Source organism: Streptomyces sp. NPDC017943 (assembly GCF_044328425.1).
Lineage (GTDB): Bacteria > Actinomycetota > Actinomycetes > Streptomycetales > Streptomycetaceae > Streptomyces > Streptomyces djakartensis_A.
In genome coordinates, this window is sequence record NZ_JBIRHH010000014.1 from 108318 (window position 1) to 133884 (window position 25567).

Here is a 25567-nt window from a genome sequence, read left to right on the forward strand (position 1 = left end):
AATCAACTGGGTGCTGCGGCCTCCGGTGCAAGCCACCTCATGGTATGTAGAAGCAGCCGTCGACTGTCCAGCCCTTTGAATCACCGGTGGGCGTTTTGAATTTGGCTCTTAGGAAACCTAGAAGTACTGCCATGAAAACCTCTTGGGCAAATCTCGGATGCATGCCCCCGTATGTCAGCTCATACGCGACCACGTTCGCTGCGTATGTTGCGGCATGGTATGCCTGATCGCCAGCCTCTACATTGCTGATGACATATCCGTCCGAGGCCGTAATGAAGGCGCCGATGATCACTGCTACATCTACATGGGCGGGGCCGATCTCGAACCTCGTTGGCACGCACTTCTTAGTTGCCTGCCGATTCCCACCCCCGACCCTATTTTCGAAGTCGTACTCACTCCTCGTGAGGCGTCGATGTCTGATTCTCGACGTCTGCAGGTCGCCATCTTCGAATTTTACTGACGTGCGCGTTTCGTATACCGGCACATCGTGGAACAGGATCCGAAAGTGCCCCGTGAGCGGATCGTAGTCGATTGACTCTTTCGCGCGCGTTTCGTGCACGACCATTGTTTCTGCGTAGGCCCAGATGTGTGGCCCTAGAGTAAGCGCACCTGGTGCCGCTGGAGGATGTTCGCTCGTCGGTGTCCTCGTCTCGTAGACAGTCGTAGTGTCACCGCCTCCAGTCTCGGAAGTGGTTCCGCCACTACTCTGGCTGACTCCTGAGCTGGTTTCCGACGAGTATCCCGGATCGGGAGGCGGTACGTAATTGTAAGCACCGCCCGTGCCGCCGCCCCAGTGGGAACCAGAGGCGGCTACGCCGCCACTTGAAGTGGTTCTCTTCTCATGAACGACGGTGGTTTCACTGGGACCCCAAACGGCGCCCTCTGATATCTCGGAGTCGTCGTGCCCACCCGCTCCGCCTTCACCTGCCGGATGAGCAGTAACGTTCCTGGGGTCGCCCTTCTTCTTCGTCATTTTTGCGCCTCCCAACTGCGCCACAGCTCTTTACAATCCTATGACGGATTCCTTGCTTCGGCATCTACCGAGTGAGCGTCCTAGGCGCCCTGAGTCTGCCCGTTACGGATTGTGAGGAGCTTCAAGAAGAGTTGACATTCAGTAGAGGATGATGAAGCCGTCGGCGCTGATCTCGTCGGAGACGATGCAGTGCCAGACGTCGATGTTCCCGACCCATGGAACGTGGACCTGGACGCGGATGTCGTCGCCCAGGGCCCAGGACCCGACACGACGATGCCCTGCTTGGTCCCGTGCTTCGTGACGAAGTTCGGTCCCAGTACACCGTTGATCGGGCGCAGCCTCGCGACGGGAACCTTCCCGCGCGGTGGCGGTGCTGATCGCCCGTAAGTCCGGCGCGGGCGGCGACAAGTAGATCGTGCCCCGTCGGCAGGCGCCGTCTGTCGGGGCATCGCACGGGCCGTGGTTGTAGGCCGGTGACTCGCAGGTCTGCCGCGGCGAGGCACTTTTGGCAGAGACAGCTACACAAACGCTGTTCTCCGGTCACAGCACCCCGGTTAGGTTGTTCTCGCTCGTTGTAAGAACGGCGATTCCCGCCCCTGGCGTGGGGTTGGACCCTGGGCGCCCGGGTCCGGCATACGGCCGTCCGGGAGGAGGGAGACGTTTGTGAGCGAGCGCACCAGGCCGAAGAGGGCCGGCAGGATCGCGCGGCGTGTGCGGTTGTGGCTGGTGCCAATCTCGGCCGCCGCGTACTGGGCGGGCCGGATCATCCGGGACCTCGTGTTCCCGAGGTGCTGACGGCCGCCCCGGCTCCCGATAGCTGAGCCGGGACAGCCGCCTGCTACGCGGTGCGGGCCCTGGCCGTGGCTGCGGCCGGGGCCCGCTGACGTACGGCAACGATGGCACGGCTCCCGCCGTCGCCGCCATGCTGATGGCCGCGCGGTTCGAAGGCTTCTCCGGCGCCGCGTTCAACCCCGTCCGCGCGGTGTGAGGCCGGGCGGGGCCGGCGGGTTGAAGGGAGCCGCGGGTTCCTGGGCGCGGGCCCAGCCGTGGGCGTGCATGGTCTCGGTCTCCCAGTCCTCGAACAGTTGGGGGAGCGCCTTCGGGTCGCGGTCGGCGTCGCGGTGCCAGCGGATGAAGGCGCGGGCTGCGGGTCGGTGAGCGTCGCAGGCGGCGCAGAGCTCCATCCACACACCGGTCCCGAGTGGGCCGTGCCAGTGCAGCAGGAGGTCGCTTCCGCAGCGGGAGCAGGGCCGGGCCGGCTGTTCCTCGTCGTCGCGATCGGCAGGGCGCATGCGGGCCAGCTCTTCGTCACTGACGTCGTCGAGGCTGCCGTTGAGGTTGCCGATCCGGCTGAAGGACCCGTCCGGGCGTACCAGGTATCGCCAGGTGAAGGACATACAGTCCCCTTCCCGTGGAGCAAGACGCGAACGGTCACGATCTGCCCCATTCGCAACCGAAGTCAAGGGTGGAGACACACGTGAATAGGGACCGACTAGAGAGTTCTCAGTACCTGGCCGTCGGCAGTGCGCTGTGGCCCGAGGCGGGCATACAGGAACATCCCCACGTTCAGGTGTCCAAGTCGACCGGGTACGGCGGGTGTTAGGGGAGGATCAGGAGAGAGCATGGAAGGATGAGTCGCTGACGGGGAGAGGCGTGTGGCGAAGAAGCAGCGTGGGGTGCGCATCCCGTGGGTCAAGGACGCGCTGGGCAACGAGTACGACCGGTCGGAGATCGACCGTCAGCCGCACCCGCGCTACGTGATGCCCCTCAAGTGCGGCGGGTGCGGCACCAGGGTGAGCGCCCGGCATGGCAATGCTGACGATCCAGACGGCCGGACCTCCCACTACTTCAGGCTCGACCCGCACTCGCCGACCTGCACATACGACCTCGACCAGCGTGGCAAGCAGCTGAGCGGCGGCTCGGCGGGCACGGTGGTGCGGCGCGCCGGTCAGTGGCGGCTGATCTGCCCGCCGCTGGACCATCTCGGGATCGGCGGTCACGCCAGACGGCCACCGGCCGGCACGGTACGCCCCGTTAGTACGGGCGGGGCGGGTCCCCGGACGACCAGTAGACAGGCAGGACAGGCGATCGCCTCGGCGCGCCGCATCGTGCAGATCCTCCAGGACTTCGACCAGGACCCCGAGGTTGCGGAGGAGTTCGCCGCGGTCGCCCCTGACGGGACACGCAACATCTCATGGACGCAGTTCTGCCGCGGCCGCGCCGACGCCGATCAACTGGCTCAGTCACTCGTCGACGGCACCGCCGATACGATCCCGCGCGCGGTGTGGGGGCCCGTCAGCACCGCCGATGCCGTCGGCCGCGACTCGTACGTGGTCATGTACGTGGCCCGCAACCCCGTCCACATCAAGGACAGGCCCGTACGGCTGAGGGTCGCGGTGCGCTGCAACCACCACGACTGGATCGGGGCCACCACACGATCGGGGCAGGTGCTCGCCTACGGCTATTGGAAGCTCTTCCCCGACGACCTGTCACGCGCGCGAAGCCAGGGCTGGATCGAACTGCAGCTGTGGGTGAAACAGCCTTGGCAGGTGACCCGCTGGGACACCGACGGCACCACCGTGGAACTCCCCAGGCCCGTCGTCCGCCCCCGCCAGCCGAAGCCGGCACCCGGCCGCAGGGTCGCCAGGCCGTCCCCGTCGCCGAAACTGGACGTGCCACCGGCTGCCTCGTCGGAGCCGGAATCTCCTACAACGCTGCCTCCCGCCGCCATATCGCCGCCACTTCCGGAGGAGCGCGAGGAACCGGTGCAGTCGACCCCTGAACCACCCGCTTCCCCGGCAGGAGAATCCGGGCCGCCTGCGGAGCCTCCTGGCCCGTCCCGGCCTCCGCTGCCCCCGGCGCCGCCGCTTGCGCCCCTCCCGCCACCGGGGCCAGGAGAGGACGGCTGGCGTTCGGCCCTGGGCCGGTGGATGCGCAGCGTCCGACACCGCCGTAGCTGACGTCGTGGCAGCCCGGCGTTTGGGGATCCTATTCTTCGTTGGGCCCGCGATCCTGGAAGATGGGTGGCCTGTCTGAGCGAGGAGTGAGCGGTTGAGCAGGGGGGCGTCCTCGATTGGCTCAGGTGGGGGCGGCACGATCTATGAGTACCGGGTTGCGGCACTGGATCTGGTCGCCCTCCTGTGTGGTGTGCAGGTTCCCGGTCTCGATGTGGTGCCGGACTCGGTCTGCCTGCAGAAGGCCAACGACTTCCCGTTGGACGACGTCGTCGTCCTCAACCGCCAGGGCTCCTACGAGCTGGCCGTGCAGCGGCAGGTCAAGCGCACGCTTGAGATCGTGCCCAGTAGTGGTCCCTGGCGCAAGGCGATGGGGCAGTGCTTGGCAAGTCTGGAGTCTTTCGGGGACGCGATCGACGCTGACCGGCACCGTCTCGGCTTGACTGCCTCCGGGCCCACAACTGGTGTGGAGGCTTTGCGAGATCTGGCCGCATCCGCTGCGGCACAGAAGAGCGTGGCCGACTTTCTGCACGAGCTGCCCCGCCTGGGCCAGTCCTACCACCGTGTGTGGAAACACCTGACGCAAACCGTTAGTGAGCTCCTCGCAGAGTCCGACGACAACGCTCCTGAACAGGAGTTGGTGCAGCGCAGTGCCTACCGGATCGCTCGGCGCCTCGTCATCCAGATTGAGCCCACCGAGCACATCAGTCCTCGCTACCCCGCTCTCTGCGCCGCACTGCAGGAACGGGTGCTGCCCGCGGACACCGGGGTAGACGCCGCCGGAGTGTTCCGGATGGTCGAGGAGCTTGCCCAGGAGTGGGGTCCACGGGGCGGTGCGATTGACGCTGCCATGCTGCGTAACCGGCTGCGGGCAAGGGGTGTCGCGCTTCGTGGCGATCCGCCGACCCGGTCTGCCGTGGTGGTCCGCCAACACGTTGAACAGCCCGGGGCGGAAACGCTCACCCAGTCAGCACAGGGGCAGACCCTGACCAGTCACACCAGCCGTTCTACGCGGTCCGAGGTGATCGGAGAGCTGAAGCCATCCGATGCGCTGCGCTTGGGGGTACACCCCGCTGTGGATGCGGACGCCGGATCCGGTGCGCTCGCTGCGCTTCCTCCCTACATTGCCCGCCCTGATGGCGTGGACGGCCGGCTGCGGCGCATGGTGGCTCAGTCGGTCAACGGGAGCCGACTGGTGATGGTGGTGGGTGGTTCCTCCACCGGGAAGACACGGGCCTGCTGGGAAGCAGTGCGGGCCGAACTACCCTCTTGGCGCCTTGTGCATCCCCTGGCCCCGGACCGGCCCGCAGCTCTCCTGCGTGCCTTGCAGGATGACGCGCTGGAGCCGCGCACGGTGCTGTGGCTGAACGAAGCTCAGCTGTATCTCCTGGTGAAGGACTACACGGCCCAGGTTTCATCAGCACTTCAAGATCGTTTGACGGACCACCAGCGCGGCCCCGTTCTGGTCCTGGGCACCATGTGGCCGACGTATTGGGACCACGTGGCGGACGACCCGGCGGAAGGGGACGAAACGCACGCCCATGTGGTTGACGACGGCATGGGCGCCGTGCATCAGCTCGCCGACCTTGCCCACACCATCACGATGCCTCCCGCGTTCAGTGCGAGAGAATTGGCCGACGCTGCAGCGCTCGTCGCCTCCGACCCGCGCCTGAGACTGGCACGAAGCCGTGCCGCCAGCGGACGCATCACTCAGTTCCTCGCCGGCGCCCCTCACCTGGTGCGCCGATACGAACAGTCCGACGGGGCTGCACGTGCCATCCTTCATGCCGCCATGGACGCGCGCCGATGTGGACACGGCCCCCTGCTGACCGAAGAGTTCCTACGGACCGCAGCCGAGGGCTATATCGACGAAGCCACATGGCACGCGCTGGACGAGGGCTGGTTCACCTCCAGCCTGGACGAGCTACTCAAACCCCGCCGTAAACTGCCAGGGCCGCTGACCCGGTACCGGCCCCGTTCCGGTGAGCCATCCCCGGATAGCCCGTTGTACCAGTTGGCAGACATCCTTCACGAGAAAAGCCGGACAACCAGGAAAAGGAAGCCTCCTGCCTCCTCTTTGTGGGCAGCGGCAGCGACTCACTCCCGCACCGACGCTGACATGCGGGAACTCGCTGAGGCTGCGCGCACCTACCAGGCGGTGGACTGTGAGGCGCTGTACCTGCGGGCAGCTGCCGGTGGCGACGCCTCCTTGCTGACGTGGTTCATCCGCCGCCTCATCGGACTTGGGCAGTTCCGACGTGCGGAGAAACTCATCGAAGAGCGATGTCTCTCCGGTTTACTCCTCGGCGAGCTCTCCGCAGCTGTGGGCCTTTCTGGACAGTACGCAGACAGTGAACGCCTGGCCCGCCGGGCGTTCGCCGTCAGCGGTGACCGGTACGGTCACCGTCGCCTAAGCCACCATCTGCTGCGTCTAGGCATGCGCCGCGATGCGACACGCCTCTACTCCTGGGCTGCCGACCATGGCGACCCGTCGGCTGCTCGGTGGCTCGCCGAGCACTACGAAGCCCAAGGCGACAGGATCACCGCAGAACGGCTGGCGCACGACGCTCTCACACAGCACGGTAGCCCCGCCGCCCTCCTCGCCCTGGCTCAGTCCCGTGTTGCCACCAAAGAAGTCACGGACGCGGCGAGACTGGCCAAGATCATTGCTGATCGTGGCCACGCCGACCTCCTCGTCGCCCGCGCACGCGAGCGTTCAGACCACCGGGACCACGCCGCCGCACTGTGCTTCTACGGTGCTGCGGCCGCGGTCGAGCACCCCAAGGCCCTGGAGTGGATGTCATGGCGCTGTGACGGGCAAGGCGACCATCGGCGCGCCGAGGACCTGGCACACGCCGCAGCGGCCCGTGGCAACAGCCACGCCCTGCACGGCCTCGCCCACCTCAGATTAGCCAAGGGCCAACTCCAGGACGCCGAACGACTGAACCGGGCTGCCGCCGAAGCAGGATCGCTGTCCGCCCGCGAATGGCTCGCCCGTAGAAGCCTGCTCGCTTAAAGCTCTTGCGGCCGCCATCTGATGCCGCCCGGCCGGGTACCGGCCCTTCACACTGACGCCAATCTGCAGGCCCTTCGACGAACGCGTCCGGCGCAAGACGAAGTGACTCGCCGCTGAGCAGCACCGCTGTGCCGAACAGCGCAGGCAGGACAGGGGGAGACAGGCCACCGATCACCTCCTCGCCGTACGGCCCCCGCAGGCGCCGAACGAACAGCGAGCCGTCAACGTCTCCCAGCCGACGATCCCCAAGCACCACGCGGACGGTTGAGGAGCCCCGGTAGAGGGGAAGAGAGTCGGCGCGGACCCAGGCCGCTCAGAGCGCTCGCTCCTAACCCTCCTCGAGGACAGGGAGCGGTCCCGCGCAACGTGCGAAGGAACGCGGGACCGCAAACTCCGGCCGTCCTGTCCGAGCCGGGCGCTCGGACCGTACGATGCCCAACCGCCAGGCGCACGCCCGGCGCTTCGTGCGGGGGACCACCGCACCAGGACGTCAGCCCCGAAGCGCGGCTTCCAACTGGGTCCCGTCGCGGCCGGCGCGGCCATGCGCCGCATCTCCAACGGCAGCGTCGTGGTGGTCTGCGAACCGGCTCGTCTCCGTCGGCGTCGTCACTGCTGCGGTTGCCCAATCCCTGTCCGGCAGTGGAAGGGACGTGCTCAGGGGGATGACGTGGCACCCGTGGCGAGAGCCGTGCGCAACGCCTGGGACCGGGGGGCCAGATGCCCGCGCAGCGCAGCGGCTCCTTCATGATTGAGCAGGTGTCCGTGGGCTATGACCGACGACCGGAATTGTGCAGCGAACGCGTCGAGGTCGTCGGTGTCACCCAGCCGCCGGGCAAGGAGGCCGATGTGTGCGGCGAAGACCGCCCGGGCTGTCTCGCCCTGACTGTCGCTCCAGATCACCGGGGTCACACTCACTCTGTCCTTCGAGACGAGCAGGCCGCGTTCGTTGAAGGCCGATGGCAGGGGCTTCCGGGCTGCCCGCATCTGAGTACCGTGTTCGATCAGCCGCGCGGCGGTCTCCTCGTCCCCGAGGTCGGCAGCCTCTTCGCGCGGGTAGCAGGGCGCCCGCCGCGGGTTCAGGGCCCGAAGGCGGGCGGCGAGCAGCGCCCGCACATGGCAGAGCTGGCGGGAGGCTGACGACCCGCGGGCAGAGCCCAGTAGAGCGGAGGTTGGCTCCCGTCCGGCAGCCACGTGCCGGACGGGAGCGGCACGGGGCCCTCCTGAGGTTCCCTGAGCACGAGGGAACCCCGTGCGCCTTCCAGACGGGAAGGTGTGACGCCCACTGGAGCGTCTCCTTCATGGTGCCGGTCCCCCGGACGGTGGCTGTGCAATTGCATGAATGGTGATCAGAAGCGGACGTTCCGATGCGCTTTTGACCGCGCCTGGGTGGGAGTTGGCGTTCTAGTGCTCATAACAAGGTCGATCGAACGTATTTGTTCCGTGACTCCATGATCACGTTGAGTGTCGACGGTGGCGCCCGCAATGCTGTCCACCACCTCCTTCCCCGGCGCTTGAGCACCGCCGAGGAAGGAGGCCTTCCAGACTCTCAAATTCGAAGCAGGGAAGGTGAAATGCCCAGTCGAAAGGTGTGGGCCATCGCCGTGCTGGTGGTGGTCCTCGCGTGGAGCACGGCGATGACCGTGCTCGGACACCTCGCCGCGGTCGTGGCGCTGCTGCCCTCGCTCGGACTGCTGCTGCAGCAGCTCACCGCCGCCGCCCACGGTTCCAGCACCGGGCCCGTCCGCGCTCCGGCACCGGAGCCGGCCGGGCATGAGGAGCCGCAGCGATGACCTCCCCACCACCCGCAAACCCCCAGGACGATCCCCCCACTGCCGACGACGCCCCGGACGCACCGCTCTCCCTCGCGCCCGCCACGTTCGGGCCCGGCCGGCGAGGCCGCCGCGCGGAGCCGATGTCCCAGAACATCGGCCCCAGCCATCAGGCACTGCTGGAGCGCCTGCGCCACCAGATATCCGCACAAGGCGTCACCCTCGACGAGCTGGCCCGCCGCACCGGCTTCTCCAAGGGCCGCATCTCCGTTCTCCTGCGCGGCATCGAGTACTACCCGAGCTGGGAGATCACCTACAGCGTGGTCCACGCCCTGGCACTGCCGCCCTGGCCCCTGTGCCGTCTGTGGACCGCGGGCGCCTACGAGGCCGCCAACTCCACCACGTGGATCACACAACGCATCGCGGCCGTCCGGCCGCTTGGGCCCGAGGAGCGGCCCGTGGAACACCGCGGCTTCATCGAACAGATGGAGCACTACTACGTCTCATACGCCCAGGCACTGCTGCACATCGAGCGGCCCGAGCGGATCGTGGCCGAGGCCTTCGACATCCTGTGGGCCGGCTGGGACGAAGCAGAAGCGGCCGCCGGCCCCAACCTCCCCCGATACGCCTGGCGGCTGCTGCGCTCACGGGTGCTGCTGCGCGTCAGGCGCCACCCGGACGGCCGCCCCGACCTGCGCCCCGCCGCGTTCATGACGGTCGCACAGAGCCGGATCGAGGACCCGGTGGCCCGGTTCGTCGAAATCAGCGAAGTCGCCGACTTCTTTGACACGATCAGCCGCTTGCCGCCCGACCAGTTCGACGTCGTCGTCCTGCGCTACCTGTGCGAGTTCACCTCCGACGAGGTTCAGGAGGCCACCGGCCTGTCCCCGGCCCACGTCCACACCCTCGACCACCACGCACGAGGAGCCCTCGAACTGCTCCACCACCGTCCCACAGCCCGGGAGTGATCACCCCGACATGAGTGCCATCGAAGACCTCCTCGCCCGCGCCGCCCTGCTGAAGAACCCCCGCATCCCCGCCGACACCGTTCCCTGCCTCGACACCCACCCGGATCCCACCTCTCCGCCCGACGGATCCCAGATCTTCCCCGGCGATCCTCTCGCTGACCATACCTCCGCAAAGCACCTGCGCTCCCTGTGTGAAGTCGCCGTGACTCACGCCAGCGCACCCCAGATCACCGACTTCATCACCGAACAGCTCCCCGGCCCCGGGGGAGCCTGGATCCTCGGCTGCTTGCTGTACCTGGCCGGCGCCGAGGACGGAGCACGCTACTGGTGGCAGTACGCCGCCGGAGCTGGCGACCGCGGCGCCGGCTACTGCCTGTCCCTCCACCACCGGTCACGAGGCGACGACCAAACGGCCGACTTCTGGCTCGACCAAGCCGACGACGGCACCGACACCGACTCAGCCGAAGGATGCGCCGCCAGTACCGCCACCGTCCTACGCATCATCGCGCACATGACTGCCGACAGCGACCGCACCTACAGCGACACCACGCTCGCCGTCATGTCCTACACCACCGCAGCCGTCACCGACGGATACCGCCGACACCCCGACGTCGAAATCCCCGCCCCCGGCCCCTACTTCGCCGAAATGCTGCACATCATCCTCGCAGCCCTGACTGACGCCGACGACGACTGCGCTGACCCAGCCGCAGACCCTCTGCCCGCCCGCCCGGTCGAAGACGACGACATGGCCACCCGCCGCACCCGAACATCGGAGCCGGACCACGTCCTGGTCCAGTCCGCGGCACCCGACGCCGAGTCCGCTTCCGCCTTCCACGAGGCAGCCCTCGCCCACGCGTGGAGGCAGATCCCACCGGAACAGCCCCAGAGACTTGGTCAGAGGGAAGTCCTCATGCGCTTCCTCCTCGACCGCCGCCAGCTGCGCACGCCTGCCCTCTCACGTGCACGGGGCGCTGCCGGACAACGCCTTCTGCGCTCCACGCCATGACGAAATCCGGTCCAACTACACACGAGGGGCATGTATCCGATGGGGACGAGATTGCCCACACCTCGGCCGTTTCGGCGAGGCCGTCCAGGTGGAGGCCGCGGGCCAACGTCGCCGGGACCGGGTTCGCGGTGCGGCGGTCGGCAACGGCCCCGAGCCCGCCGCCAGCACCGCCCTGCGGCTTCAGTGGTGGGCAAGACGGCCCTGTGGCACCCCGAAGACCAGATGCCCTATCCGTCCTCACTGGCCGGGTGACGTGCATGACGTGCCTGAACGGGCCTCAGGGATCAATCAGGCCGTGATTAGCGGTGAGGAACGATAAAGGTGTGGTCGCCGCGAGGGCGTTGACGCGGTTCTCGTACTCGCGGCGGGCCTTGCGCTGAGCCGAAACAGCCGGAACGCCGTGGTCACCGTCGAGTGGCTGGCGGCGGGCGAGGAGCTCGGGTGGGAGTAGTTGGCGTACAGGAGATCCCGGTGAGGACGATCATGATGAGGCCCGCGCGGGCGTGCCGACTCGTATCTCGTCTCGCGCCTGGCCTTGCGCGCTGAGCTGGGACCGGGGTCTGAAAGCGTTCAGGAGCGGGGGAGGGCCTCGGTCAGCGTGAGTAGGTGGAGGGGGTGAGGCGGTTGCCGGTGACGATGCCGGCGAGGACGAGCCGGTCGGTGGTGGCGCCGCGGGGACGGTGCGTGGCCAGCCAGGCGACCTCGTCGACGCGCAGGGTGCCGCTGCTGCTGGTTTTGGGAGTTAGGTCGAGGACGAGGAGCTGGCCGAAGGGGGCGTTAGTGTTGGTGTACTCGGCTTCCTGGGTGAGGTACTTGCCCTCGATGTGGGCGCGGCTGTTGTCGTCGGGGTCCTGTTTCATCTCAGTCAGGTAGCGCAGTGATCCGAACTGGACCAGGACGTCGGCGCGGCCCATGCCGACGTTGTTCGTCTCTACCTGAACGATGCTGTGCAGGGGGCCGCTGAGCAGCCATTGGTGGAAGTCGCGCTGCAGGTCCGCCTCGTTGGCTTCCCGTTGCCCCTTTTCGGCCTTTCGGCGGTAGTCGAAGGGCGGGTCGTCCTTCTTTCCGGTGCCGAAAATGTGGGTTCGTTCCAGGTCGGTGCGGCTTTTGAGGAACAGCAGCGTCTGGGTGAGCAGGGCGGTGAAGGTCTGCCGGACATCCCCCGTGAACGCCTCGTGTTCTGACAACCGGGCAAGGAAGCTGTCGAGCAGGGGAATGATGACGGGGTCGGTGGCCTTCAGCCGGGCAACGTCGCTGTCGTAGGCGATGCCTTCGACAGCAGCGAGAGCCGTGTCGTCGAGGTCTTCTGCGAGACGCAGTGCATGGGAGAGTGGAAGTTTGCGGAGCACGGTCGGTGCGATGCGATGGAGCCGCTCTCTTCCCGCGTCGGCGTCCGGGTCGTCGCCGTCGGAGTCACCTTGGCCGCTGCTGGAGGTCTCGTGGGGTTCCCGGGAGTCGATCCGGGCGAGGATCGCCGACGCGGCGGCGCCGTCGAATACGGGCCCAGGGTAGTCCTCGGGGTGCGCCGCGGCGTGCCGTAGCGCATTGATAAAGGCCTCCTTGCGCAGGAAGCCGTCCTCTACGGCCGGCTCAACCAGCGCGGCCAGACCAGGAGCCTGCTGGCTGGTGCCGAAGGGCTGTACGGTGCGGGCGGCTCGGTAGGCAGCGAGGACCGCATCGACAGCCCGCCAGGAGTCCATCCATACGTCGGCCGCAAACTGTTCCGCAGCGGCCCGTAGCTGGAGCAGGAGTTGGGACCAGGCGACCTCGGCGGCCTGCCGCGGCTGGAGCCATGCGGGCTGGTGAGTGCCGTGCAGCCAGGCCCGGCGGCGTTCCAAGGCCCGTTCGATCCGGTCGGCAGCCGATGCCACCTGGTCAGCGTTGTGAGCGGTGAAGCCCAGGATGGCGTCACACACGGCGAGGTACGCGGCGGCGTCGTCGCGGGCTTCTTCTGCCGCCTCGGCGGCAGCGAAGAGGGAGCGAGCTTCGCTGATGAGGCGGCTCACGTCGGCCAGGTCGGTCGAGGACAAGGCGGTCCGCAGGCGGTCGCAGCCGAGTTCGAACAGGGCGTCGACGTCAGCGGCCTCGTCGACGGACAGGTGCTGCAGCAGTTCCCGCACGGCCGTTGAGACGCGGGATTCCTGCTGCGCCCAGCAATCCAGTGCGACACCCAGGACGCGGGGGAGACGTTCGAGGAAGTCCTCCGGCCCGTCGGCCGGCAGTTCTTCGAGGATGTCCCAGACCTGGTAGGGCTTGACTGCGTCGGAGGCGGCGAGTCTGACAGCGCCCTCGAGGCGGGCGGCCGCGAGGAGCGGTCCATGCTCGACCTGTTCGGTGAGCCCGTCCAGGAGTGCCCCGTTCAGGGGCTTGGCGAGCGCCTTGGCGGTGGCGGGGCTGCCCAAGAGTGTTTCCAGCGATGACGTCAGGGCCAGGACGCTGCTCTGCTGGGCAAACCCTGTGGGGAAAGCGGCTGCGGCCTGCTTCCATGCACCGTCGGCGGCGTCGAAGGCGTGGACGATCGCTTCGGCCAAGAGGGGGGCGAGTGGGCCGGCCGCGACTTCGGGCACTTGGGCGCGCACCGTGTCCGCGGGCAGGCCGATGTCCTCAAACGTGATCGCGTCGGTTCCCGTGGTGGCCAGGTCGCTGAGGCGCTCGGCGAGCTGCGTCATGTCCCCTCTCCCTCCACGTTCATATTCGTGTCACCACAGTGGCTTGCCTTCTGCCGCTTCGATGATCCTGTCAGGCGGCAGAACGTCATGGGCCAGGCCGAAGTCCGCGGTCGTGACCAGTACCTGCAGCTGATTCGCCTCCGCCACGGCGTTCAATTCCTGCAGCAAGAGGTGGATGTCGACGTCCTGGATCTCTTCCGCCTTGGGGCTGTCGATCAGCAGCAGGCCCGGGTGCGTGGACACCTGATGCGCCGCGCCGACACGCAGGAGTGCCACGATCACGGCGATCCGCAGCCTCAGGCGTTCGCCGGGCACCTGGTCGGTGAAGCTGCGCACGTGCCCGCCGTCCGAGGTCACATCGAGGTGCGCAGCGCGGTCGATACTCACCGACTCCAGCCCGGCGAATCCGAACTTGCGCCCGAGGTCGGAAATCTCCTCGTTGAGGTCCGCGAACAGCTTGTCCGCTTCCTTCGCGTGATCGTCCTCCAGCGTCCTCGCACCGGCACGCAGCACCTTGATCGCCAAGTCCTCGGCCGGATCATCGGGAGAGTCAGGCAGCTCGGGCAGGACGCCCAACGCGCCCTCCAGCCGCAGCACTTCCTCTCGAGCTCTGGCGTACTCCGGCACTCTGGCGGCCGCATCCGCCCGCCGCAGCCTTTCCTGCGCCGCTTGCATTTCGCCCGACAGCCGTTCGAGCTCGGTTTCCGCCCGTTCCAGTGCCTCTCTGGCCGCCTGTTCCGCCTGGGTGCTGACCTCGACGCGCCCCTCAGCCTCGACCAGGACGTCTTCAGAGTCCTCCTCGTCGCCCTCGACGGGGCGTGCACACACGGCGCAACTGTGTGCTTCGATCTCCAGCCGACGCCGTTCCGCAGCGATGTCCTGATCGCACCGCGGGCACGTCGTGGGGTCGAGGCCGTGGAACAGCCTGCGGGCGATCGCGCTTTCGCGGACGTCGTTGAGCAGCTTCTCGTCCCGCTGGCGCTGTCCCTTGGCCTGCCGATGGACCCGCATGAGGTCGTGCCACGACTGCTCGCTGTCGGCCACCGAGGTCGCCAGGCGCATCGTGGTTGCGGCCAGGTCAGCCAGCGACTCTTGATCGAAGCCAGATGCTCCTTCTGACAGCTGCTCCAGGCGGGCACGGGCTGCCGCCAAATCCTCCTCCGTCTGCTGTCGCTGCGCCGTTCGCTCTTCCTGTGCCGCTTTCGCTGCGCTCTGCCGGCGCTTGCGAGCCGTGGCCATCAGTTCCGCTTGCGTCTTGACCTTGGTCAGCACACCGGCGGCCGGAAGGTCGAGGAACACCTGCAAGAGGCGTCCCGGCAGACCGCTCATGAGTACATCGCCCAGCAGTGCCGGGGCGCGGGCCGCCGGCAGGTACAGGGCGCCGAAGTAGGCGGGCCACCCATGCGCCACCGCGGACGTCCCTTGTTTGGCACTGACCAGGGGATGCAGGTCCATCCACTTCATCATCAGCGCCTGCACCTGTTCGGCGTAGCTCTCCGAGCTCGCGGCGCGAAACAGCGGCAGCACTCCCTGCGCCGGGTCCGGGGAGCGGAGGGTCTCCAGCACGGCGAGATCGGGCCCGGTGAACGCGACCGCGGAGGTGACTTCCTTGCTGTCTAGGTTCAGCCGGAAGGCCATGGCCTGGCCGGCCACCGTGGCGTCGAGGTCCACTTCACGCAGCCAGTGGATGGCGCCGCTCTTTTCCCGCGGAGTGCCCCGAAGGCACCACGTCACCAGTTCCAGCACACTCGACTTCCCGCGCAGGTTCGAGGCCACCAGGGCGGTCAGACCATCGCCGAACCTGAACGTGGTGTCGAACGGGCCGGGTTCGAGAGCTCCGGTGCGCACCCCCGCCACCCGCAGCCGGTGAATCCGCAACGACCGCGGCCGTGCAGGAGGCGCACCCAGCGGAATGCCCTGGGCGTCGAACACCGCCAGCACGTCATCGACCGTCACCTTCGCGCGCGCGGCGATCCGATCCTCGAGCGCAACTTCCTCAGCCATGTGCCCCCGTCTCCGCGTCCCCATTCACTGCCTGCCTGCGCAGTTCCTCCAGCCGCGCCCGCGCCCGCACGGTTACCGAACCGATCCGATCCCCGCGGGCAGCCTCCGCGTACTCACGCTGCAGGTACTGCTGCTGCTTCAGCTGGTTGCCACCACGCCCGTCAGCCAAATCCAGCACCAACTGCACCCGGTCCACGTAGTACTGAAAGGCGGGTGCCTCCTGAATCGCCTCACGTGCGACCTTCCGCCCGGCCGCCAGCAGGAAGTAGTCGTGCTGCCGTACCCGGTTGACGGTCCCGCGTCGGCGACGGACCACCAGACCAGCACTGCGCAGCACGGCGAGGGCATCGTCCAACGGTTCGTAGGCCCCGAAGTGGTGCCGCAGCATCGGATAGCACCGCACCTCCGGTTCCTCGGAATCCAGAATGCGGCCGGCTAACTCCAACAGGCGTGCCTCGGTGGTCGCCTCGTACTTCGTCAGCAGCTCATCGGCCAGGTAGTCAGGATTGCGGAGCCAGAAGTCCAGTTTCTGCAGGCGGACCTGAGTGCGGACAACTCCCACAGCTGCTCTCAGTCCGGGGTCATCTCGTTCGACGTCCGACACGGGCTCGCAGGCCCCGTCGATGAGCAGCAGGAGCCGCACGGCATCCTGCTCCCGGCTCGTCACCCGCTCAGCAGCCTCGGGATGGGGCAGTCCTTGATCCACCACTCCAAGGTATCGCCTAGTAGCCGTACCTATACCCTCCGCGCACGAAGTGGTTGTGCACCGATTGCCGGCCCCCGATCGAGAGTGTTCAGCCTCGTCCGCGCGGTGTGAGACCGGGCGGAGCGCTGGGCTGCCGGAAGGCGCGAGCTGAGGTGCTCAGGTCCAGACGTGGGCGTGCATGGTCGTGAAGGCAGCGGGCCAGGCGGACGCCCTGGAGGCCGGTCCGAGCCCGCGCCCCTTCGCCGGTCTGCCTGTGGCGCGCGCGGCACCGCGGCGCTGGAGGGCTCCGGCCCTTGTGGCAGCGCCTGCCGTCCACCGCGTGGTCCCGGCGGCCGATCGGGCAAAACGACGAACAGGTGCAGGTGCAGGTGGTATTACCGGCCCGGGCGCCGGTTCGTTTAGCCGGTTCACACAGAAGGTGCACGGCCGTCCGGGGCTGCCATGGCGACGATCCGAGCCACGGTCTCCCGTCGGGCGCCCTTCTTCTCCTTAGACTTGGCGTTGCGCTACGGTGACTTCGGCTGGACGCGCACCGCCGCCCGCCGCAGGTCGATGCCCACGCTGTCGTCCCGCGATCGGCCAAGGTCCTACGGGGCCCGCGACGCCCTGACGTTGCATCTCTTCGTCGACGGGCGGCGTGGGCGTGCCCGTCGAGTCGGAGAAGACCGATGCCACGTAACCAGAGCACCGCTGCTCAGCGCGCCCGTGCGGCGCAGCGCGAGACCGGCGCCAAGTACACCGTCGCACTCCGTCAGGCCACCGCGGCCAGCATCTCGCCGTTCGCTTTGCGGGAACTGCTCGTCGAGTGCACAACCTCCCCCGCGTGGACAGGAGACCATCCCGAGGTCGACGCCGAGTGGGCACCACGCATGTTCGACTCGGCGCTGCTGGGCGGTCCCGTGCCGCACACGTCGGTCCTGCTGCTGACCGGTGACCTCGCGGCGAGGGGGCTGGCGGCCGAGATGACGATGGAGTCCCGCGACGACATGCGCACAGTGGTGGTGGCGTGCGGCGGTCGCCGCTTCGAGCTCCTGTTGTCACAGGACGACTGGGTGGCTGAGCTGTGCCTTGTCCCGGGGTGCAGGCACCTCCCGGTCGTCGCAGGTTTGATCCCGTACTGCGAGCGCCGGCATCTCGCCGAGTGCTCCGAGATGGAACTCGCCAAGATGGCTTGGGCGTGGGGGAACGATCGGCGGCGGGAGTTCAAGAGCACTCCGGCCGCCGCGCATGCGGGGGACCAGGGCGACGCGCTGATCGTGGCTGCCGTGGCCCAGGGAGCGTTCTCCAAGGTGGCCGCTGAACTGGTCGAGGGCTGCTACGGGGACCCCGATCTGATCGACGAGGTCTACCTCAACGACGCAGAAGCCACGGCCATCCGGCATGCGATCGACAACGAGCACCTTCTCCTGAAGGAGAGGGCCAGGTCCGCCGTCGCCCGCATCCGAAAGTTGGCTGACGGCCTCTGCGTGTGCGGGGCCACCCTGTACCTCGCCCCTGAGGCGGATGTGCCCGCCCGGTATTGCTCTGCTCAGTGCGCATCGTCAGCGGCGGCTTCCTAGTGATGGCGATGCGGTAAGTATCGACGCTTAGCCAATCCCCCCGGGTGTTCATGTAATTCGCAGGTGGTGGCCGTAGCGGCGGTCGGGCCCCGCTGAAGAGGCGGGGCCGTCCTGGAAGCCGTCGCGGCGTGGATGCGGGTGATGGCAGCGAGGATCTCGCACCCGACAGCTCGCCGTACTGCCTCGGCGAGATCGCCGGCGGCATTCGGGTGATGCCGCGGCGTGTCACCCCGGCGAGCAGGGCCCGCCCCCGCCCGGTGTGGTCGAATCCAGGGCGGTGGGCCCGGCGGGGTCCCTGCCCGGTGCTCGACCCGACTTCGAGCACGCCCGTGGAGAAGCCAACTCGGCTGGCACCGCTGCATGGTCCGGTTGATCCTCGTTGCTCTGTGCCGCGTGTGCTGTGTCGGGACGGCTCCGCGGTAGTGAGGGGCTCCGAGGCATGAAGACAACCGTCATCGAGCGTCGCGCCGAATTGCTGCGTCTATACACCGGGCTGCCCTGGCAGTCCGCCCTCCGCCGTGTCGAGGCCGCCGAGCCTGGCTCCCTGCTGATCCCGCAGCCGGACGCCGACCAGCTGCTGCTGGAGGCCCGGGTGATGGCCGCACTGGTATGGCGTCGGATCACCACTATGCACCCGTGGGGCATCGAATACGTCGACCCGCGCTCCGACCGCCTCCTGATCCGATTCGAGGCCGACCCGGTCGAGCGGCCCGCCCCGAACGAGACCCAGGCCCTGGACCTGGCCGAGGCGCTGCTGCCGCGCGCCGACGAGCACGGCGACATTATGGGGGTGCCCGGGGCTCGTACCCACGTTGAGGACGGGCAGGTGGTGCTGCGAGTGCCGGACACGTCGGCCTCCGTCACCCTGTCGGGTCTGGACCCCGAAGAGTGGCTGCGCGCGGCCGACGTCCAGGACCAGCGGCTGTCCACCTACGGCATGACGCCGTGTCACCGCGACCAGCCGGCCCGTTGGCACCCGGCCGAGCGTCCCTACCGGCGTCCGGGACGCCGAGGCACCGTGGCGTCAGCCTGGCTGACCAGCGGGCTGCTGCGCCGGGTCGGATTGATCCGCACCCTAGGGGTGCCGCTGGCCGTGACCGGCTGGCTCGGTCACCACGAACGCGACGGTGGCGAACGCTGGATCATCGACCCCACGTTCGCGGAAGGTCACGGCGCCGCCGGCCACCGGCGGCTCGTGGCGCTGCTCGCGGCACCCGGCTGGGGCCTGCCCGTCACCCCCTTGGACAACCACTGCAACTGCCATCTGCCGCCCGAGTACAGCGACCAGTGCACCACCATCGCCGCCGGCGCGGCCGGGCGGCGAGGAGAGCTGGAAGTGCGCACCATCCACCGCAGCGGCGGGCGCCTGAAGTGGATCCAGCACCACCGCCCGGCGATCTACGCGGCCCAGCAGCAGCTTGCCCTACCCGTGCCCGCCTGGGTCGACGGTTGGCTCGAGCGCGGTGGATCTCCTGCTTCGGACGTACCGGTCAGCACGTAAGACTCCGCAGTGCGCCTCGATCGGTTAGCTCACGAGACGTAGGTCGGGAGTGAAGCACAGTTCCACTACCTCGATCCGCAGCCCCATGGGGCGTCCGCGTAGTGCGCCCCACGGCCGCCCTCGTACCGATGCCACGAAAGCAGAGCACCGTTGCCCGGCTCGGACGCGGCCGCTTCAGGCTGTCCTCAGTGCCGTCACAGCGCTGTGCAGCAGATCGGGTACGGCCTCGAGCGGAACGACGCGCAGGGCCACGTAGCTCAGGACGAGTGTCACCATCGCCGCGAGAGCAACCCTGACGATGCCGGTGACGTCGGTGTCCCTGGCCTTGTCCAAGGCCCGCCAGACGACGAGTGCGAGAATCAGGAGGGCCAAGAGAAGAACAGCAATCATGGTGGCTGGGGTCCTTCGACAAGACGGTATTCACCTCTCGGCTCCGGCAAGCCGCCCTACCGGCAAAGAATTTTGAAGAAGACCAGACCCCAGGCGCTCCCCTTCAAGCCCGTCGTTGCTCAACACGGCGGCGTTGTTCGGCGGCGAGCCTTCTGGTCTTGCGTCGGACGCGTTCTCCGAAGGCCTCCGGCTCGGTAGCGCCGGCCGCGGTCGCGGCCTCGGCCCAGGTTCTGGCATCGCTCACGGCGTAGGCGAATGCGACCGTGCGCTCGGCAGGGTTGAGGCCGCGCAGCACCGTGTTGAGGCGTTCGTCGTCGAACACGCCTCCCGTCGTGTGGGTGAGCAGGTCGACGTCGGCGGCGACCAGGTCGTACAGCGACAGCCCGTCGCCGAGGCCCGCGTCCAGAGACAGCACGCGGCCGTGCCGGGTGCGCCGGCGCCAGACGGGCACCAGTTGCCGGTGCACCGACCGGGCCTCCGCTTTCAAGGCCCCAAGCGCTGTGGTCGACAGGTGCCCGGTGGTGAAGAACGGCTCGCACCAACTTCCCAGCGAGGCTGTGGTCACTGCTTCCCGCCAGCGTTCGCTGCGCGGCACCACCAAGACGCGAGAGGCGAAGCGGTCGACGGTATCGGGTGTGATGCCGCCCTCGATGGCCAGCAGTGCCTCAGGTGCACCGCTGACCAGACCCCGGAGCTTGAGCGCCTGAACCAGTTCGGGCTGTCTGGTGAGGTCTCCGACGAGAGACCCTGGTCCTCGGCCCCGCGCAATGCCGTCGCCGGTGGGGGTGACGAACAGCAGGTCAGGTGACGCGACCTGCGCCGAGGTGGGTGAGGAAGGTACGGGGACGACGACCGGGAAGTGCCGCCAAGATCCGTGTTCGCTGGTCACCGATCCCCCCTGCGGCAGTCCTGCTTCTCGGCAGCGCCTTCGCCAGGCGAGTGTTTCGGCTTCGAAAGTCACGGTGTTCCCTCTTTCGCAGAACAGTAGCGGTCATCTCCCAGTCCCGGGCAGAAGTCCGACCGGCAAAGAATCTTGAACAGCAGCACGTGACGCTGATCACATGGCGGCTCAGCGCGGAAGCAGACCCGTGCTCGTCACCGTTTGATGCGTCCGCGTACGGCGAGGACGGCGAGTGCGAGAAGAGCCGGTTCCAGGAGGCGGGAGCCCATCTCGATGTAGGTACCGGTAGTGGTGAGGTCCTGACCGCTGGAACGGAAGATCACGGAGTTGAGGGTGACGTTGAGCGCCTTCTCGAACCGCTTGCCGGTGAACCGGTCGTGCGTGGGATTCTGCGGGTCATCCTTGTCGATGCTGAAGGTGACACGTCCACCTCCGGCCGGCACGGTCCCGCTCGCTTCCTGCTTGGGGGAGTTCTGAGGAAGGCCGAGTCCCATGAGCAGCAGGATGGTGGTGATCATCGCGGCGATCAGCCACCCCGCGGCGCGGGAGGCGCGCAGGCCGTAGCCGGACAAAAGCCAGTAGGCGTGCAGCAGCCCGCGCTCTGCGCGTGTGGTGTCGTTGCGGCTGTGTCGGCGCATTTCCATCTCGCCGTAGTAGAAGTCCGCCGCTCCTGGTTCGTTCTTGGCGTCTTCGAAAGCTTTGCGCAACTGCCGATAGAGGGCGCTGACGTCTTCTGGATCGGGTGTGCGTGCCGGATCGCCGTGATATGGGCCGATCTGCCAGTCGTGGCCTGCCAGCGGGGGCTGAGGCGAGGAGGCAGGCAAGCCGGCAGCATGGGCCCGCCAGTAGTGCTCCTCGGCGAGGGTGCGGCGCTTGGACCACTTCACCGGCCAGATGCGTCTGGGGAGATCGAGTCCCTCGGGGACGGGCGCGAAGGTGGTGCGGCCTTCGATGTGGATCTGGTCGAGGTGGAACGCGCCGGCGAACCGGCACCGAGTGAGGTCGGTGTCGGTCAGGACCAGGAACGAGGCGTCGACGCCCTGCACTGACTTGACCGAGACCGAGGGACCGCGGCGGCTGCTGAGCACTTCTTCAGGCAGGGGTACGCCAAGGTGCGTGAAGGGGACCGCGTGGAAGGTGACTGCTGTTGGCGCGGACAGTACTGCGTACTGGAGGTCCAAAGACGCGTAGCGAAGCCGCAGCTCTGCCCTGTATTCCCAGCGTGTCCCTGAGCAGGACACCGATGAGGCGGCCGTCTCAACTGTAATGGGGGCTTCGAATACCGCCCCGCCGAAGTCCACTACCCCGTTACACACAAAGGGCCCTAGCCTAGAGGACTCCCTGAAGGTAACCTTATTGAATTCGGCGTTCGCCTCGAATATCGCTCCCGAGACCCGCACATCAGTGAACACTGAGCGCTCAAATGCCGCGTCACCCTTAAATCTTGCTTGACTAAAGAAGGTGAGCCCGGAGAATTCCGCTTCGAGAAACAATACGGCTCCGTGGAATTCTGCTTTCATGAATCTTGCAACGTCCGCGAATGATGCCTCCTGGAAGGAGGCCTCGTCCATGAAGTGGGCAGCCATGAAGGTGGCCTTACTTGCAAAATTTGCCGCTTTGAAACGCCCGTAGTCGCTGAAGATCGCTTCGCTGAAACTTGCCGGGCCCTTGAAGGTGACCCCTGCGAAATCGGCTTCCCCGTCGAACCTGGCCCCGTCGAATCGGGCACGGCCGATGACGGGCAGGTCCGTGGTGGGGTCACGTAGTGCGTTCAGCAGCTCGGTCAGAAGCTGGAGGGTGAAGGGGGTGGCGCGGTGGTCGATGTCGGCGCCGGCGGACAGTGTGCCGAGGTAGGTGGTGCGGTCGACAGGGTCAACATGAGCCAGGCAGGCACCGTGCCCTGGTATGCGGATGCCGCGGCATCCCACCGGATCTGTGGCCGGAGCGGCGTCGTGGCCGCAGTGGGGCCACGACGGGGGGAGGGCCGAGGGCATCGAGGGCCTTTCTCCGGGGCCGCTGGGAAGCGGGAGGTGCCTGCCGGGGCTTCGGGGCATACTGGTGGTGGACGCTTTTGCGTACAGGTGCAGAAGGCCCCGGCAATCCCGCCGGGGCCTTGCTGCGTTGTAGTGCTGGTCAGGCGACCGCGTGGAGGCCGCCCTTGCCGGGCTTGGGCGGGCGCTTGTCGTAGCCGGGGACCTTGACCGGGGGAGGGCCGCCGACGGCGAGCTGCTCAGTCATGGACCTCTCCAGCTCGGTCTGGGACTCGTAGCCGGCCACGGCGGGGTTGAGGGCGTAACGGTGGCCGCGGCCGCCGCCGGAGCGCAGCACGATGCCGCGTTCGACGAGGAGGGCCATGGCGCGGCTCATGGAGGCCTGGCCGACGCCGAGGATCTCGTCGATCTCGGACTGCTTCATGCCAACGTTGCCGCCGGGCTCCTGGTGCTTGACCATCACGGAGAGGACGTCGATCGCCGTGGGGGTGAGCTGCAGCTGGTGGAGCATGCCGAGCAGCCCGGTGGTCTGGATGAGCATGGCGAGGATCCCTTCGGTCAGCCGACCTCAGACCTGGGGAACAGGCTGAGCTCGGGTGCGAGTTCGTCGGGGAACTTGGACTCCAGCGCGAGCGCCCGCAGCTCGGCCAGAAAGTCGCGCTGCTCCTGGCCGTTCCCGTTATACGCGACGCGGGGGTTGAGCTGGTAGGAGGACCGCTTGGCCTTGCGTACGAGGTTTTTCTCGCACAGCGCGTCCAGGGCGTGGCCGATGCTGGTGCGCTTCACGCCAATCTCGTCAGCGATCTCGGCATGGGTCGCGTAAATCTTGCCCTTCTTCTGCCTGCCGATCATGTTCGACAGGACGGCGGCCTGGAGCTTGCTGATGATGTTGTGCATCAGGCAGTACGGCAGGACGCGGCGCAGGAAGTAGTTGCTGACGAGGGAGTAGCCGTCGGCACCCAGCATGTCGTGGGGTGGCCGGCGGTAGACGACGGTCTTGACCTCGTGGACGGGCCCTTTGCCGAACTGTTCTGCGATCAGCCGGGCAAGGTCGGACCCGTCGTCCGCACCTACCGCCCGTACGGAGCGGGGCTGTTGCAATGGCGGCCCTGCGCGGCGCCCGCGCAGCGGCCGTGCCGCTTCTCCCATGAAGATGATCCTTTCGCATACAGGTGCTGCGCACTGTACGGCAAAACTTGCGGCTAGCCGCATGTTCCGCGCCGGAGAGTTGCTGACCAACGCAAGTTTGTGTCGGCCACTGCCGACATCCGCTCGCGGGGGTTGCCAGGGGGAGTTGGTCCGCGCTGGGGGTGACAGGCAACAGGCTCAGGACCGTCGCCGGGCGGCGCGACGGCGCTGTTCGGCTGCGAGCCGTTTCGCCTTCCGACGGACTCGTTCGCCGAAGGCGTCGGGGGCTGTGGCGCCGGCTGCCGCCGCGGCCTCCGTCCAGGTCGCGCCGTCGCCTTCGGCGTAGGCGAAGACGACCTGACGCTCCGCCGGGTCCAGGGCCCGCAGGACCGTGTTGAGCCGTTCGTCCTCGAAGACTCCGCTTGCTGTATGAGAGAGCAGATCGAGGTCGGTCGCGACAAGGTCGTGCAGTGACACGCCACCGAGGTCGGCATCGAGCGAAAGCACTCGTCCGTGTTGAGTTCTACGACGCCAGATCGGGACCAGCTGTCGGTGCAGGGTCCGGGCCTCCGCCTTCAATGCGCTCAGGGCGGTGCTCGGGAGTTCCCCTGTATCCCACAGAGGGGCACTCCAAGGGCCCAGGAGGGCGGTCTCGAGGGCCTGCTGCCAGCGAGGGCCGTAGGGCAGCACCAGACACCGTGCAGCGTCCTTGGTGTACATCTCAGCGTCGCGCGAGGCCGGATTCATCGGATACACCAGAGCGTCGCGCACCTCGACCAGCCGGATCATGTCGTGAGCCGGCTGGTCGCCGTGATCGTCCTCGTGAGGCTCGTGATCTGCAGGCATCAGCAAGAGGCGATCGTCCGCTGTCACGACCTTCGACAGCTTCAGCCCTGTTGCGTGGGCGAGGTCCGGTGGTTCCAGGTGGGTCATCCACGTTTTGACTCGACGGTTCCCACCGGCCTCGATCAAACGCTCCGTCATCTGTGCTCCATGGTTGGTCCGGGTGACGTCCTCACCCCTCGGTCCCGGGCGGCCTCTCGACCGGCAAAAATCTTGGAGCGGTCAGGGAACTGTTGCCGCCGGAGCAAGAGTTGCGGATGGCCGCAAGTTTCCACAGAATGTTGCGAACATCCGCAACTTTTGAGCCCCGATGCCGACAGACGCCGACACCCAGAGGACCCTAATGTCGGTGGCCACCGACATTACCGAACACAAAACCGCAGGTCAGGGGCCTATTTTTCGTGAAGCCTCTTAACTAAAGAGCGGACCCCAGCCACCAGCACCACATGGGTACGTTGCTCACAGACCTCCCTCTCACACCAACTTCTCGCGCACACAAGGAAGTTCGGAGATCAGTGGATGAGCACCGACCCGTGAAATTGGCCGTTGGCGGCCCGGAGGTCAGCTGCTGGTGGAAGGAAGGGGGCGTGCGGTCGGCACGGTGGCGTCGGGGACCGGACGAGGGGTGTGTCACGTTCGCTCCTCTCACCCTGTCCTCGTCTGGTCCTGCCGAAGGCAGCCAGAGCTTCGACTCCTCACAGGGTGAACTGGGCCCCGGAGGGGCCCGTGAGGTATGGGTGGGGGTGGGCGGGTGTGGTGGTGGGCTTCGGGGATTGGGCGCGGCCTGGTGTTGGTTGCGCGTCGGCCGGGGGCCGCCGCGCCGTGCGGTGCTGGCGGGCCCGGTGGGCGGGCGAGGGGTGGGGGAGGGGGGCAGGGGCCCGGAGGGCTCCTCTCCCGTCCTCTCCCTGTCTTCCAACTCCCTGCCCTGCCCTCTCCGTCCGTCTCTCTCCTCCACCCCCCCTACACCCCGGGGGATGCCCGGCCGTTCTGCCGGAGGCAGCCCAAGCCCACCCGCATCGAGGGAATCGGAGATACCCCCCCCCGAACCTCACCTCGGGACAGGGCACATGACGAACCCTCAACCCAATCCCCAACTCAAACCCGAACTCTCCTTTGTGCCGGAGGCACAAACCCTTTCCGCCTGTCTTTTCGTGCCGGAGGCACGCAGGGTTATGGAATTGGCCGGAGG

The 25567-nt window shown here is 67.5% G+C and carries 19 protein-coding genes; 7 read left to right on the forward strand and 12 right to left on the reverse strand.

What is annotated here, in order from left to right:
- Positions 1-37 precede the first annotated feature (37 nt).
- Both ACH4C6_RS32720 and ACH4C6_RS32725 read right to left on the reverse strand, forming a co-directional pair.
- Positions 38-973, reverse strand: a complete 936-nt coding sequence (locus ACH4C6_RS32720) for a hypothetical protein (RefSeq protein ID WP_398112295.1) — start codon at positions 971-973, stop codon at positions 38-40.
- 965 nt (positions 974-1938) lie between these two features.
- Positions 1939-2370, reverse strand: a complete 432-nt coding sequence (locus tag ACH4C6_RS32725; RefSeq protein ID WP_398112296.1) for a DUF6300 family protein — start codon at positions 2368-2370, stop codon at positions 1939-1941.
- Between the two features lie 258 nt (positions 2371-2628).
- On the opposite strand from ACH4C6_RS32725, the gene ACH4C6_RS32730 reads away from it, so the two are divergent.
- Both ACH4C6_RS32730 and ACH4C6_RS32735 read left to right on the forward strand, forming a co-directional pair.
- The gene (locus tag ACH4C6_RS32730; RefSeq protein WP_398112297.1) at positions 2629-3933 is read left to right on the forward strand and encodes a hypothetical protein; all 1305 of its coding nucleotides are present in this window, start codon (positions 2629-2631) and stop codon (positions 3931-3933) included.
- Positions 3934-4024: 91 nt separating this feature from the next.
- Positions 4025-6943, forward strand: coding sequence for a hypothetical protein (locus tag ACH4C6_RS32735; RefSeq protein WP_398112298.1), 2919 nt, complete (start codon positions 4025-4027; stop codon positions 6941-6943).
- Positions 6944-7597: 654 nt separating this feature from the next.
- On the opposite strand, the gene ACH4C6_RS32740 is transcribed toward ACH4C6_RS32735, so the two are convergent.
- A complete protein-coding gene (locus tag ACH4C6_RS32740; protein WP_398112299.1) occupies positions 7598-8056 on the reverse strand; it encodes a hypothetical protein in 459 nt (152 codons plus the stop codon).
- 458 nt (positions 8057-8514) lie between these two features.
- On the opposite strand from ACH4C6_RS32740, the gene ACH4C6_RS32745 reads away from it, so the two are divergent.
- The 3 genes from ACH4C6_RS32745 to ACH4C6_RS32755 are packed head-to-tail and all read left to right on the forward strand — an operon-like array spanning position 8515 to position 10686.
- Complete coding sequence (locus tag ACH4C6_RS32745; protein WP_398112301.1) at positions 8515-8733, forward strand: hypothetical protein; 219 nt, start codon at positions 8515-8517, stop codon at positions 8731-8733.
- Positions 8730-9680 (forward strand): sigma factor-like helix-turn-helix DNA-binding protein, encoded by a 951-nt coding sequence (locus tag ACH4C6_RS32750; protein WP_398112302.1) that lies wholly within the window; start codon positions 8730-8732, stop codon positions 9678-9680. The genes ACH4C6_RS32745 and ACH4C6_RS32750 overlap by 4 nt, the downstream gene beginning before the upstream one ends.
- Positions 9681-9690: 10 nt before the next feature.
- Positions 9691-10686: a hypothetical protein gene (locus ACH4C6_RS32755; protein WP_398112303.1), complete on the forward strand. Its 996-nt coding sequence runs from the start codon at positions 9691-9693 to the stop codon at positions 10684-10686.
- Positions 10687-11279: 593 nt separating this feature from the next.
- Here the strand turns inward: ACH4C6_RS32755 and ACH4C6_RS32760 are convergent.
- From ACH4C6_RS32760 to ACH4C6_RS32770, 3 genes are read right to left on the reverse strand one after another with little or no spacing between them, the layout of a single operon-like run.
- Positions 11280-13355: a hypothetical protein gene (locus ACH4C6_RS32760; RefSeq protein WP_398112304.1), complete on the reverse strand. Its 2076-nt coding sequence runs from the start codon at positions 13353-13355 to the stop codon at positions 11280-11282.
- 30 nt (positions 13356-13385) lie between these two features.
- Positions 13386-15359 carry a hypothetical protein gene (locus ACH4C6_RS32765; RefSeq protein WP_398112305.1) on the reverse strand — a complete coding sequence of 658 codons (1974 nt, stop codon included), beginning with the start codon at positions 15357-15359 and terminating at the stop codon, positions 13386-13388.
- Positions 15352-16065 (reverse strand): hypothetical protein, encoded by a 714-nt coding sequence (locus ACH4C6_RS32770; protein ID WP_398112306.1) that lies wholly within the window; start codon positions 16063-16065, stop codon positions 15352-15354. The genes ACH4C6_RS32765 and ACH4C6_RS32770 overlap by 8 nt, the downstream gene beginning before the upstream one ends.
- A 668-nt stretch (positions 16066-16733) precedes the next feature.
- Here ACH4C6_RS32770 and ACH4C6_RS32775 point away from each other — a divergent pair.
- Positions 16734-17624 carry a hypothetical protein gene (locus ACH4C6_RS32775; protein WP_398112307.1) on the forward strand — a complete coding sequence of 297 codons (891 nt, stop codon included), beginning with the start codon at positions 16734-16736 and terminating at the stop codon, positions 17622-17624.
- Between the two features lie 439 nt (positions 17625-18063).
- Positions 18064-19125: a hypothetical protein gene (locus ACH4C6_RS32780; RefSeq protein ID WP_398112308.1), complete on the forward strand. Its 1062-nt coding sequence runs from the start codon at positions 18064-18066 to the stop codon at positions 19123-19125.
- A 174-nt stretch (positions 19126-19299) separates the two neighbouring features.
- Here the strand turns inward: ACH4C6_RS32780 and ACH4C6_RS32785 are convergent, their stop codons facing one another.
- From ACH4C6_RS32785 to ACH4C6_RS32810, 6 genes are all read right to left on the reverse strand, one after another.
- The gene (locus ACH4C6_RS32785) at positions 19300-19515 is read right to left on the reverse strand and encodes a hypothetical protein (protein WP_398112309.1); all 216 of its coding nucleotides are present in this window, start codon (positions 19513-19515) and stop codon (positions 19300-19302) included.
- A 103-nt stretch (positions 19516-19618) separates the two neighbouring features.
- Positions 19619-20404 carry a hypothetical protein gene (locus ACH4C6_RS32790; RefSeq protein ID WP_398112310.1) on the reverse strand — a complete coding sequence of 262 codons (786 nt, stop codon included), beginning with the start codon at positions 20402-20404 and terminating at the stop codon, positions 19619-19621.
- 206 nt (positions 20405-20610) lie between these two features.
- Positions 20611-22410, reverse strand: coding sequence for a pentapeptide repeat-containing protein (locus ACH4C6_RS32795; protein ID WP_398112311.1), 1800 nt, complete (start codon positions 22408-22410; stop codon positions 20611-20613).
- 139 nt (positions 22411-22549) lie between these two features.
- Positions 22550-22948: a hypothetical protein gene (locus tag ACH4C6_RS32800; protein WP_398112312.1), complete on the reverse strand. Its 399-nt coding sequence runs from the start codon at positions 22946-22948 to the stop codon at positions 22550-22552.
- A gap of 17 nt (positions 22949-22965) precedes the next feature.
- Positions 22966-23556 (reverse strand): replication/maintenance protein RepL, encoded by a 591-nt coding sequence (locus tag ACH4C6_RS32805; protein WP_398112313.1) that lies wholly within the window; start codon positions 23554-23556, stop codon positions 22966-22968.
- 177 nt (positions 23557-23733) lie between these two features.
- Entirely contained in the window at positions 23734-24519 is a 786-nt protein-coding gene (locus ACH4C6_RS32810) for a hypothetical protein (protein ID WP_398112314.1), read from the reverse strand.
- Positions 24520-25567 lie beyond the last annotated feature (1048 nt).